This is a genomic window from Agrobacterium sp. lyk4-40-TYG-31 (genome assembly GCF_030209855.1).
Taxonomy (GTDB): domain Bacteria; phylum Pseudomonadota; class Alphaproteobacteria; order Rhizobiales; family Rhizobiaceae; genus Agrobacterium; species Agrobacterium vaccinii.
In genome coordinates, this window is sequence record NZ_JARVRE010000004.1 from 44,353 (window position 1) to 56,504 (window position 12,152).

The 12,152-nt window shown below is 57.3% G+C and carries 12 protein-coding genes; 8 read left to right on the plus strand and 4 right to left on the minus strand.

Features of this window, described 5'->3' with window-relative positions; all coding sequences use genetic code 11:
• Window positions 1-210 precede the first annotated feature (210 nt).
• The 6 genes from QRN55_RS05515 to QRN55_RS05540 are packed head-to-tail and all read left to right on the plus strand — an operon-like array spanning window position 211 to window position 7,075.
• Window positions 211-1,095 (plus strand): carbohydrate ABC transporter permease, encoded by an 885-nt coding sequence (locus tag QRN55_RS05515; protein WP_111837447.1) that lies wholly within the window; start codon window positions 211-213, stop codon window positions 1,093-1,095.
• Window positions 1,096-1,097: 2 nt separating this feature from the next.
• Window positions 1,098-2,006 carry a carbohydrate ABC transporter permease gene (locus tag QRN55_RS05520; protein WP_284775529.1) on the plus strand — a complete coding sequence of 303 codons (909 nt, stop codon included), beginning with the start codon at window positions 1,098-1,100 and terminating at the stop codon, window positions 2,004-2,006.
• Window positions 2,007-2,011: 5 nt separating this feature from the next.
• Window positions 2,012-3,121 carry an ABC transporter ATP-binding protein gene (locus tag QRN55_RS05525; protein ID WP_284775531.1) on the plus strand — a complete coding sequence of 370 codons (1,110 nt, stop codon included), beginning with the start codon at window positions 2,012-2,014 and terminating at the stop codon, window positions 3,119-3,121.
• 39 nt (window positions 3,122-3,160) lie between these two features.
• Window positions 3,161-4,432 carry an ABC transporter substrate-binding protein gene (locus QRN55_RS05530; protein WP_284775533.1) on the plus strand — a complete coding sequence of 424 codons (1,272 nt, stop codon included), beginning with the start codon at window positions 3,161-3,163 and terminating at the stop codon, window positions 4,430-4,432.
• Between the two features lie 11 nt (window positions 4,433-4,443).
• Window positions 4,444-5,985, plus strand: coding sequence for a polygalacturonase PglA (pglA, locus tag QRN55_RS05535; protein WP_284775536.1), 1,542 nt, complete (start codon window positions 4,444-4,446; stop codon window positions 5,983-5,985).
• Entirely contained in the window at window positions 5,966-7,075 is a 1,110-nt protein-coding gene (locus QRN55_RS05540; protein ID WP_284775538.1) for a glycoside hydrolase family 88/105 protein, read from the plus strand. The genes pglA and QRN55_RS05540 overlap by 20 nt, the downstream gene beginning before the upstream one ends.
• A gap of 16 nt (window positions 7,076-7,091) precedes the next feature.
• Here QRN55_RS05540 and galE read toward each other — a convergent pair whose 3' ends face one another.
• From galE to QRN55_RS05555, 3 genes are all read right to left on the minus strand, one after another.
• A complete protein-coding gene (gene galE / locus QRN55_RS05545) occupies window positions 7,092-8,075 on the minus strand; it encodes a UDP-glucose 4-epimerase GalE (RefSeq protein ID WP_284775539.1) in 984 nt (327 codons plus the stop codon).
• Between the two features lie 127 nt (window positions 8,076-8,202).
• Complete coding sequence (locus tag QRN55_RS05550) at window positions 8,203-8,622, minus strand: hypothetical protein (protein ID WP_284775542.1); 420 nt, start codon at window positions 8,620-8,622, stop codon at window positions 8,203-8,205.
• Window positions 8,623-8,631: 9 nt separating this feature from the next.
• Window positions 8,632-8,973 carry an ElaB/YgaM/YqjD family protein gene (locus QRN55_RS05555; protein ID WP_111838384.1) on the minus strand — a complete coding sequence of 114 codons (342 nt, stop codon included), beginning with the start codon at window positions 8,971-8,973 and terminating at the stop codon, window positions 8,632-8,634.
• Between the two features lie 350 nt (window positions 8,974-9,323).
• On the opposite strand from QRN55_RS05555, the gene nspC reads away from it, so the two are divergent.
• Together nspC and QRN55_RS05565 are read left to right on the plus strand one after the other, a co-directional pair.
• Entirely contained in the window at window positions 9,324-10,421 is a 1,098-nt protein-coding gene (nspC, locus tag QRN55_RS05560) for a carboxynorspermidine decarboxylase (RefSeq protein WP_284775545.1), read from the plus strand.
• 93 nt (window positions 10,422-10,514) lie between these two features.
• Window positions 10,515-11,753, plus strand: a complete 1,239-nt coding sequence (locus QRN55_RS05565) for a saccharopine dehydrogenase family protein (protein WP_065701582.1) — start codon at window positions 10,515-10,517, stop codon at window positions 11,751-11,753.
• Window positions 11,754-11,845: 92 nt separating this feature from the next.
• Here QRN55_RS05565 and QRN55_RS05570 read toward each other — a convergent pair whose 3' ends face one another.
• A complete protein-coding gene (locus tag QRN55_RS05570) occupies window positions 11,846-12,082 on the minus strand; it encodes a DUF2934 domain-containing protein (RefSeq protein ID WP_111837456.1) in 237 nt (78 codons plus the stop codon).
• Between the last annotated feature and the right edge of the window lie 70 nt (window positions 12,083-12,152).

Below are 12,152 nucleotides of genomic sequence, written 5' to 3' on the forward strand. Positions count from 1 at the left end.
TGAGGAAACGGGAGGATTTGGGGTTTTCGGCGGATTTGCCTTAGAGGTGAGGCATTCGATCCGAACTCTTCAATTAGCAACGATGCAGAATAAAGAACATCCATTTCAGCGTGATGAGTTCGTCATCGCGGCACTTTCGCTCGGCCTTCTGGGGCTGCTTCGATCCGAAATATCGCTGGTAGCAACGCCGTGGAATGACGGAGTGCGTGCATGAGCGGCGATAATCGTTTTCTCGGGCTCTTCTATCTATCGCCCTATATCATCGGGCTTTTGATCTTCACCACGCTGCCGTTTCTGGCGTCGCTTTATCTCAGTTTTACCAACTACAATCTTCTGGACCAGCCGACATTCACTGGTCTTGCGAACTACATCAAGCTCTTCACCAATGACCGCACATTCCGCAAGTCGCTGTGGGTGACGCTGATCTATGTGTTCACCACGGTTCCGCTGAAGCTTGTTTTCGCGCTCTTCATCGCGGTCATTTTGAACTACAAGCTGAAGGCCATCAATTTCTTCCGCACCGCTTATTATGTGCCATCCATTCTAGGTGGCTCCATCGCCGTTGCGGTTTTGTGGCGCTACATCTTTGCCGATACCGGCCTCGTCAATATGGGCCTCGCCCTGCTGGGCTTCGAAGGCGTCAACTGGTTCGGCGATCCGACCAATGCGCTCTTCACCATCACGCTGCTGCGAATCTGGCAGTTCGGTTCGGCCATGGTCATCTTCCTTGCCGCATTGCAGAGCGTCGATAATTCGCTCTACGAGGCCGCCTCTATCGATGGCGCTGGCAAATGGAAGACCTTCGTCCACATCACGCTGCCGCTGATCACGCCTGTCATCTTCTTCAATCTCATCATGCAGATGGTTCAGGCATTTCAGGAGTTCAACGGGCCCTACATCATCACGCAGGGTGGCCCGCTGAAATCCACCTATCTGTTGCCCCTCTATATTTACGATGAAGCGTTCAAGCGGTTCGACATGGGCTACGCCTCGGCCATCGCATGGGTTCTGTTCGTCATCATCATGGTTCTCACCGTCGTTGCCTTCTGGTCCTCGCGCCACTGGGTTTACTACGCTGGCGATAAAAGGAGCTGATCATGGTCGATCACGCTGTTTCCACCATCGACGCCGCCGCATTGGATGCCGAACAATCCCGTAACCGGGAGCGGGTTCGCGCCCGCATCAGCGCTGCCATCCGTTATTTCCTGCTGGCCGCCGTCGGTCTGCTGATGCTCTATCCGCTGATCTGGCTGATCGGCGCATCCTTTAAGACCAATTCCGAGATTTTCAACAATCCCGGTTTCTGGCCGGAAAATCCGACGCTGGACGGCTACATAAAGGGCTGGAAGACATCGACGCCGTATACATTCGGAACGTTTTTCCTCAACACGCTATGGATCGTCCTGCCGAAGATGATCGGCACGGCCATTTCCTGCACGGCGGTTGCCTATGGTTTCGCGCGGTTCGAATTTCCGGGCAAGAAAATCCTGTTCGCCTCGCTGATCGCGACGCTTCTCCTGCCCAATGTCGTCACACGCATTCCGCAATATCTGCTGTTTCGCGATCTCGGCTGGCTGGATACGTATCTGCCGCTCTGGGTTCCCTCGGCCTTTGCCGGTGATGCCTTCTTCGTCTTCATGCTGGTGCAGTTCCTGCGCGCCATCCCGCGTGACATGGAAGAGGCAGCCCGCGTCGATGGTGCCTCCACCATGCAGACGCTGTTCTTCATCGTCGTGCCGCTTCTCACGCCCGCGCTGATTTCCGTTTGCCTGTTCCAGTTCATGTGGACCATGAACGACTTTCTGGGACCGCTGATTTACCTGTCGTCCATCGAAAAATACCCGGTTTCGCTGGCCCTGAAACTGTCGATCGACACGACGGAAGCCTTCGACTGGAACCGCATTCTCGCCATGTCGGTACTCGCCATCACGCCCGCTCTCGTCGTGTTCTTCGTGGCGCAGAAATATTTCATCGACGGCATCTCCGCTGGCGGCATCAAAGGATAATCGCAATGGCACGTCTTCAACTCCGCAATCTCGAAAAAGACTATGCGTCCTTCCGCGCCGTGCACGGCATCAATCTCGATATCGAGGATGGTGAGTTCATGGTGCTGGTCGGACCCTCCGGCTGCGCCAAGTCCACAACGCTTCGCATGATCGCCGGGCTGGAGCGCATCACCGGCGGCGAAATCCGCATCGGTGGCGAGCTTGTCAACGACAAACCACCGGGCGAGCGCGGTATCTCCATGGTGTTTCAGAACTACGCGCTCTACCCGCACATGAAGGTGCGCAAGAACCTCTCCTTCAGCATGCGCCTCAAGCGCCGCTCCAAACAGGATATCGAGGCGGCCACGCAGGATGTGTCCGAGACGCTGGAAATCCAGGCGCTGCTCGACCGCCTGCCCAAGCAGCTTTCCGGCGGACAGGCCCAACGTGTGGCCGTTGGCCGCGCACTGATCAAGAAACCGCAGGTCTTCCTGTTCGACGAACCGCTCTCCAACCTCGATGCGAAGCTGCGCGCATCCATGCGTGTGCGCATCACCGATCTGCACAAGCGGCTGAAGGCCGAGGGACAACAGGCGACGGTCGTTTACGTCACCCATGACCAGACCGAAGCCATGACCATGGGCGACCGCATCTGCGTCATGAAGGAAGGCCACATCATGCAGGTGGCGGACCCGGTCACGCTCTACACCAAACCGGCCAACGCCTTCGTGGCAGGCTTCATCGGCAGCCCGGAAATGAACCTCATCGACGCGACGCTGGAAAGCGATGGTGCCATCAATATTGCCGGGCAGAAGGTACAACTCGGCCCCGAACTGACCGGGCGGCTGAAGGCGGATGCGACGAAGGACATCATTCTGGGTGTCCGCCCGCAGCACTTCAGCCTTGCCACGCCAGACACGCCGAATGCCCTTTCGGGCCGGATCAGCCATATCGAGTTCATGGGGCATGAAGTCTATCTGCACATTCAGGCAGGCGCCAACCGCGTCATCGCAGTGGTTCCGGCGCAGGCCTACGACCGCAAGTCACTGCGCGATGAGCAGGTCTGGCTGACGGCGGATGCGGCGTCTGCCCATGTGTTCAGCCGCCAGTCGGGTGAAAATATCAGTCTGGCGTGAGCCACCACAATTTACGTTGAATTCTTGGGAGGAAAGACAATGAAACGTACAATCATAACCGCAATTCTTTTGGCTGCGACCAGCCTTGGCAGTGCGTCTGCGGCCAATCTGCGCATGTCGTGGTGGGGAAGCGACGACAGGCATCTGGCGACGCAGGAAGCGCTCAAGGTCTGCGGCGCCAAGTTCGGCCATACGATTTCGCCGGAATTTACCGGCTGGCAGGGCCATCAGGAAAAGATCGCCACGCAGCTTGCTGGTCGCACCGAACCAGACATCATGCAGACCAACTGGCCATGGTTGCCATTGTTTTCCAAAAACGGCGACGGTTTTGCCGACCTCAACCAGTTCAAGGATGTCATCGATCTGACCCAATGGTCCGATGTCGATCTTCAAAGCGCCACCGTCAAAGGCAAGCTGAACGGCATTCCTGTGTCCACGACCGGTCGCATCTTCATGTACAACAAGACGGTCTACGAAAAGGCGGGCATCGCGATCCCGAAGACGTGGGACGAGCTGTTTGCTGCGGCTCCCGTTTTGAAAGCCAAGCTGGGCAATGATTATTACCCCTTCGAAGCCGCTCCTTCCGAAGGCAACGGCCTCAATGCCCGTATCGTGGTGATTTTGCGTGCCACGCAGATGACCGGCAAGACCTTCATCGACCCTGAGACCAACAAGGTGGCATGGTCGGAAGCGGAACTGGCGGAAGCGCTGAGTTTCTACCAGTCGATGGTGGACAAGGGCGTCATCGAATCCTGGAAGAACTCGTCTGCCGGTGGCAACCGCCCGCTGTTTGAAAATCCAAAATGGGCCAATGGCCGTTACGCCAGCACCTATCAGTGGGACACCACCTACGGCAAGATCGCAGCGCCGCTGGAAAACGGTCTCGAACTCGTGCCAGCGCATTCTCCGAAATCCGAAGGCGGAAAGTCCGAAGGCATTTATCGCAAGCCATCCATGTTGTTTTCGATCTCTAAGAACAGCAAGGAACCGAAGGCTGCGGCGCAGGTCATCAATTGTCTGCTGAACGATCCAGAAGCGGTAGCCATTCTGGGCGCGACGCGTGGCATTCCCTCCAGCAAGATCGCCATCAAAACGCTGACGGATGCGGGCAAGATCAAGCCTGTGCAAGCTGAATCCTACAAGGTCGTGGTGGAATCAGAGGGGCCGAAGGTCTCGCCGCTGATCGAACATCCGCGTGTCACCGATGCCTTCGATACCAATCTGGAAGCCTTTGCTTATGGCCAGCAATCCGCCGAGGATACCGCTGCCGAAATCATCGCTTCCATTGATGAAGCCCTGGCCGGGATCTGAGGAAACTTCCCATGACCCATGCCGCCATCCAGCTCATCACCGCCTCTTCGCGCACGGCAACATTCAGCGTTCATGCCGAAAGGCATTTCCACGCTTTGTCTCAGCCGCTCGACTGGCACGTGACGGGCAGGGATGGCGGCGTGGTTGTGACCGGTAAGACGTTATCGGTCGTTTTCACCGTGTCCGGCCTTTTGCCGGATACGGGTTACGATCTTGTCATCGATGATGGCGTGCTTGCCTTCACGACATCTGCGGAAAGCGCTCTCATCGATATCCGAGACCATGGCGCGTCCTGCGACCTCGCTGACAATGCAGACGCCATCGCCCGTGCCATCGCTACCTTGCCTGAAAATGGCACTCTCAGAATTCCAGCCGGTATCTGGAAAACCGGGCCGCTTTATCTCAAAAGCCACATGACGCTTCTGTTGGAAAAAGATGCGCAGCTGTGGGCTCTGTCCGACTGGAGCGATCTTGCTATCTTTCCAGCGCGGCATGGTGACGGGCGTGTTTTCGGCACCTGGGAGGGCGTGGCAGAACCGATTTTTGCAAGCGTGATCAATGCTATAGATTGTGAAGGTCTGACCATCACAGGCGCAGGCGTGGTCGATGGGGGTGGAGACCGGGGCGACTGGTGGACATGGCCCAAGGACAGCAGGCGCGGTGCGCGCCGTCCGCGCACGCTGTTCCTATCGGGTTGCCGCGATCTGACGTTGAGTGGTTTTACGGTGCACAATTCCCCCTCGTGGACGGTGCATCCGGTGTTGTGCGACCACGTTCTTGCCGCTGACCTCAGCATTGAAAACGAACCGGACTCGCCCAACACGGATGGCTTCAACCCGGAGTGCTGCCGCGACGTTCGCCTCGTCGGCCTGTCCATTTCGGTGGGAGATGATTGCATTGCCATCAAGGCTGGCAAGAAACATCCGCTGGGTGGACCGGACAGAAAGACGGAGCGGATCGATATCGTCAATTGCCTGATGCAGCGCGGCCATGGTGCCGTCGTCATGGGCAGTGAGATGAGCGCCGGTGTTTCCAATGTCACCATCAGCCGGTGCCATTTCATCGGCACGGATCGCGGTTTGCGCATCAAGACGCGGCGCGGGCGTGGCGGAGAGGTCACCGATATCAGCCTTCTCGATTGCCGGATGGAAAATGTCGCGACGCCCGTGGCCGTCAATGCCTTCTACTTTTGCGATGCCGATGGCCGCTCCGATGTCGTCCAGTCGCGCCTGCCCTTGCCTGTGACGGCGGAAACACCGCGCCTTTCCGGCTTCACGTTGCGCAATGTAGAGGTGTCAGGCGCTGGCACTGCCGCTGCGGTGTTTTACGGCCTGCCGGAATCCCCCATTCGCGACGTGGTGATCGAGAATTACCGCGTTACCTTCGATCCCGCTGCCGAGCCGCAGGTGGCCGAAATGGCGAGCGATCTGCCCGCGCTCAGACATGCCGGTATCATCGCCGAAAACACGCAATTCAAAACCCTGTCGGGACTTCATCCCGCTTCCATCGATCCAACCGAGAATGACAGAGCCCATGCTGACCAGTTACTTTGACGATTACAGCAGCGATTACGAGTACTACAAAGGCGGATCGTGGTGCTACGAGGACGGATGTCTCTATCGCGGCCTGATCACGCTGTACGAAGCGACGGGTGAGCAGCGCTGGCTGGATCATCTGCTGCGGCTCGTTGGTGGGCAGGTGGATGCGCAGAACCGGCTTGCGGGCTACCGTGTCGATGAGTTCAACATCGACAATGTGCTGGCTGGTCGGGCGCTGATCTACCTACATCGATTGACCGGAGATGCGAAATGGCTGGAGGCTGCGAGGCCGCTGGCAGAACAGCTCCGCTTTCACCCGCGCATACAGGCCGGGCCCTATTGGCACAAATTGCGCTACCCGCATCAGGTCTGGCTGGACGGGCTCTATATGGCGATGCCGTTCAAGCTTGAATATGCTGATACGACTGGTCAGGTCGATCTGCAACAGGACGCCATCAAGCAGTTCCTGACGGCGCTCGATCTGACCTATGACGAAACATCCTCGCTCTATCGCCACGGCTATGACGAATCAAGGCTACAAGGCTGGGCCGATCCGGCGAGTGGTCTTTCACCGGCCCATTGGGGCCGCGCCATCGGCTGGCTTGCCATGGCCTTCGTCGATATCATCGAGACCCTGCCGAAGGGCGCGGAGCGGACGGAGATCGAACGACGCGCGGGGCGACTGGCTACAAAAATACGGTCGCTGCAAACCACCGATGGCCGTTGGCTTCAGGTGGTGGATGCGCCCGAGGTTGAAGGCAACTACGCTGAAAGTTCTGCGACCGCCATGTTCGCCTACTTTTTCCTCAAAGGCGCGCGGCTGGGAATTTCCGGTCTCTCTGCCGAGACGGGCCAATGCGCATTGGATGGTCTCATCAACGATGAAATGACGCGGGATGCTGATGGTCGCGTGAGGCTGGGCCACATCTGCTGCGTGGCCGGTCTCGGTGGCTTCGAAGGCGTCTATCGTGACGGGACGGTGGGTTACTACCTGTCGGAAACCCTTCGTGACGACGACATCAAAGGCGTGGCTCCCTTGATGATGGCCTATGCGGAAACTCGTCGGTCGGCGCGCGACCAAGAGGTGGTGAAGGCGGCGGAGTAAGCCGCCGCCTATCGCCTTACATGCTTTCGTTTCTGGAGGAGTGCCAGCGCCACGCCGAGCGGATGATGTCTTCCAGCGTGTATTGCGGCTCCCAGCCCAGCACTTCGCGGGCCTTGTCGTTGTTGGCGACCAGCGTCGTGGAATCACCTTCGCGGCGATCCGCATATTCCACGGGGAAAGGACGGCCTGACACTTCCGAAATTTTGTCGAGCAGTTCCTTGACGGTCGTGCCAGTGCCGGTGCCGAGGTTCAGTTCCACCGTTTCGCCACCCGCAAGCAGGTAATCCACGGCGCGCACATGGGCGTCGGCCAGATCGAGGATATGGATATAGTCGCGCACGCAGGTGCCGTCGCGCGTGTCGTAGTCCGTGCCGAACACCTTGAAGCCTTCACGACGACCAAGGGCTGCTTCGATGGCCAGCGGAATGGCGTGGGTTTCGGGCTTATGCCACTCGCCGATACGGCCTTCGAAATCGGCACCTGCGGCGTTGAAGTAGCGCAGCATGACCGACTTCAAGTCTTTATATGTGCTGTAATCTTTCAACGCCTGCTCGACCACCCATTTGGTGCGGCCATAGGGGTTGATGGGGGCTTGGCGGTGGGTTTCGTCCAGCGGCACGCGTTCCGGCAGGCCGTAGGTCGCGCAGGTCGAGGAAAAGACGAAAGCCTTCACGCCTGCATCCATCGTAGCGGACAGCAACGTCAGCGCGCCGGTCACGTTGTTATCGTAGAACGCAACGGGGTTTTTGACGGATTCGCCGACTTCGATCAGCGCTGCGAAGTGAAGGACGGCCTCCGGCTTGTGCTTGGCGAAAACCTCATCGAGGCGAGCGCGGTCCCTGATGTCACCCTGCTCGAAAGGTCCCCAGCGGACGAATTCTTCATGGCCATTGGAAAGGTTGTCGAGAACGACAGGCTCATATCCACGTTCCGCCAGCAGCAGGCAGGTGTGAGAACCGATATATCCGGCTCCGCCGACGACAAGGACTTTCTTCCGCATCCAGCAATCTCTCCATTTAAAGATGTGTCGGGAGACTGCGTAACATTTTGTCGGCAGAAGGGCAGAGGAAATTATCGTGGATGAAAAAAGAAAGCCGCCTCGTTTAAGAGGCGGCTCTCAGATGGCATTATTTCTTTTTTCTCAGCGACGTCCGGGTCGCGATGAAGCCAATGGCCATCGCGGTCAGAAGCGAGGTAAACGGTCGTTTTCCAATCGCGCCGCCAATCATCGCCTGTGCGGCAATGGGTGCAGCCGCGAGGGGCAGAACCGGGCGCGTTGCATAGACCCGTGGCCTGCGCATGATCGCCAGGGTGATGAGCATGATAACGCCCAACAGGAACGAAACGCCCGCAATGACCAGCGCCGCCGGACCGGCACCCAGTTCCTTCGCAAGATAGATCGAACCGCCGATCAGTGCCGCGATGAAGGCAATTGCGAAGAACACGCCAGCCAGGCTCCAAAGCAGGACCTTGGTCTTGATGCGGCGTGTGACGAGTTGACCCTCTCGCTGGGTGTCTGCGATGTAGAGCAGCAGCGCTTGAATCATGGTGCTGCCTTAGCGCCGTGTGACGATAGCGATCAGGAAACCCGCGGCTGCCGCGATGCCCAATGCCTGAAGCGGGTTCTTCTGAACCTGATAGGAAAGGTTGTCGTTGAGCGACTGGATTTCGTGACGAACCTTGTCGACGGTTTCTTCACCGGCAGCAATGGCTTCGTCGGCAACGTGCGATGCGCGTGCCTTCACTTCCGAGGAGACGCCAGCGCCGAGCGCTTTCACGCTGCCTGCAAGGTTGGCAAGATCTTCACGCAACTGAGCCAACTGTGCGGACACTTCTGCTGCATCGCCACTGTCCACTACCTTACGTACTTCGTCTTCCACGTTGCGAACCGTCGCCATGATATTTCCTTTTCTGAGGTGTTTTTCAAAATTGCGGTTGGTTAAGAAGCTGGGGAACTGGTGTGAGTTGTCCAAGACGCTGAACAGTGTTCGGCCTATCCTTAGATACCCTTTTTGCCCGGTCCCCTTGTCGCCTCGGTTGCTCCCGCTTCGAGCCTGTGACGGCTCACGCGTAGTTCCAAAACGCCTTCATTAGAGTTTGGTTCCGCAGCTTTGCCGTCTGGTGGGGGAAAAAACGACTCTCTTGCTGAATCTGGGCTGCGGGTTTGTTTTCCTGTCACAAGCATCCTATAAGGCCCGTCACAAGACGTGTGAACTTCCCTTCCTTTACAGAACGACGTGACCGAACGATGCTGCAAACGCCCTATTATCTGATCGACAAGACGAAGCTCATGCGCAACATGGAGAAGATTGCCTATGTGCGCGAAAAATCCGGTGCCAAGGCGCTTCTGGCATTGAAGTGCTTTGCCACGTGGTCGGTGTTCGATTTCATGTCGCAATATATGGATGGCACGACATCGTCGTCGCTCTATGAAGTGCGTCTCGGTCGCGAGAAATTCGGCGGCGAAACGCACGCCTACAGCGTGGCCTATGCCGATTACGAGATCGACGAGGTCATCTCGAATGCGGACAAGATCATCTTCAACTCCATCGGCCAGCTTGAGCGCTTCGCGGACAAGGCGTCTGATATCACCCGTGGTCTTCGCCTCAATCCGCAGGTCAGTTCGTCCACCTTCGATCTGGCAGATCCGGCACGCCCGTTCAGCCGTCTGGGCGAGTGGGATGTGGCCAAGGTTGAGAAGGTCATGGATCGCATCTCCGGCTTCATGATCCACAACAACTGCGAAAACGGCGATTTCGAACTTTTCGACCGCATGCTGGGGCAGATCGAAGAGCGTTTCGGCACGCTCCTGTCGCGGGCGGAATGGGTCAGCCTTGGCGGCGGCATCCACTTTACCGGTGACAATTACCCTGTCGATCGCTTCTGCGATCGTCTTAAGGAATTCTCTGAAAAATACGGCGTTCAGGTCTATCTGGAGCCCGGTGAAGCCTCGATCACCAAAAGCACGACCTTGGAGACGACCGTTCTCGACACGCTGTTCAACGGCAAGAATCTTGCCATCGTCGACAGCTCCATCGAAGCGCATTTGCTCGATCTGCTGATCTACCGCGAAACGGCAAAGGTTGCCCCCAACGAGGGTGACCACGCTTACATGGTATGCGGCAAGTCCTGCCTGGCGGGTGACGTGTTCGGCGAGTTTCGCTTCGAGAACGAACTGAAGGTGGGTGACCGCGTGTCCTTCCAGGACACTGCCGGTTACACCATGGTCAAGAAAAACTGGTTCAACGGCGTGAAAATGCCGACAATCGCCATTAAGGAACTGGACGGCACTGTCTGCGCCGTCCGCGAATTCGACTTTGCGGATTTCCAGCAAAGCCTGTCGTAAAGCACGACCGAAACAAAGGGATGGGGGCAACAAAGTCTGCTTCCGTCCATCAACCAAACTCATCCCTGCGGGGAAAAGGAGGCATCACCTGAAATGAAGAAGAACGTTCTCATCATCGGCGCCGGTGGCGTGGCACAGGTCGTGGCGCATAAGTGCGCCCAGAACAGCGATGTATTGGGAGACATTCATATTGCGTCGCGAACTTTGGAAAAGTGCCGCAAGATTGTCGAGTCCGTACGCGAAAAGAAGAGCCTCAAGACAGACGTAAAGCTTGAAGCCCATGCGCTTGACGCGATGGATATCGAGGCGACGAAGGCCTTGATCGTGAAAACCGGCGTGCAGATCGTCATCAATGTCGGTTCTGCCTTCGTCAACATGTCCGTTCTTCGTGCCTGCATGGACACAGGCGTTGCCTATATGGATACGGCCATCCATGAGGATCCGACCAAGATTTGCGAAAACCCGCCCTGGTACGGAAACTACGAATGGCAGCGTGCCGCCGAGTGCAAAGAGAAGGGCGTCACCGCCATTCTCGGTGTCGGCTTCGATCCGGGCGTGGTCAACGCCTATGCGCGTCTGGCCAAGGATGAGTATTTCGACAAGGTCACCTCGGTCGATATCGTCGATATCAATGCCGGTAGCCATGGTCGCTGGTTCTCGACCAATTTCGACCCTGAGATCAATTTCCGCGAATTTACCGGCGTCGTCTATTCCTGGCAGAACAACCAGTGGCAGACGAACCAGATGTTCGAAGTCGGTCAGGAATTCGACCTGCCGGTCGTCGGCAAGCAGAAGGCCTATATGACAGGACACGACGAAGTGCATTCGCTGTCCAAGAACATGGACGGTGCCGATGTGCGTTTCTGGATGGGCTTTGGTGATCACTACATCAACGTCTTCACCGTGCTGAAGAACCTTGGCCTTCTCTCGGAAAAGCCGGTTAAGACGGCAGAAGGTCTGGAAGTCGTTCCGCTCAAGCTCGTCAAGGCGGTGCTGCCCGATCCATCATCGCTGGCCCCCGATTACGTCGGCAAGACCTGCATCGGCGATGTCGTCAAGGGCATCAAGGACGGCAAGGAAACCGAGGTCTTCATCTACAACGTGGCGGACCACAAGGACGCGTACAATGAAGTCGGCTCACAGGGCATTTCCTACACCGCAGGCGTTCCGCCGGTTGCCGCCGCCATGCTGATTGCGACGGGCGAGTGGGATGTGAAGCAGATGGCCAATGTGGAAGAACTTCCACCACAGCCGTTCCTGAATATCCTGAACCGCATCGGTCTTCCAAGCCGCATCAAGGATGAGAACGGCGACCGCGCTTTGACGTTCTGATCGTCTGTATAAAGACTGGAAAAGCCCCGCTTGTCGGGGCTTTTTACTACGTTCAGTTTGAGTGATCAGTCGCCGACGCCTGGGGAGGATGCTTACGTCGTTGCGCTTTTGCGCGCGCGTGCCTTTGGTTTGGCTTTTTCGTCGAGACTTGCGACCTTCACTTCGGATTTCTTCCGGTGCGCCGGTTTCGTGGCCTTGGAATTTTCCAGCAATGCATATTCGTTCTTTGCCTGTTCCCAGTGATCCGCATCGCGTCCGTGCGGATGGCCTTCGCTCTCCCAAAGGGTATAGGCTCTCTTGCTAATCCAGTCTTGTGGTGAAACCTGCATGTCATTCTCCCGTTACTACGTCATCGCCCGCTAGGGTTGCGTCTGTATGGTCCCGGCTGGAACGCTGGAC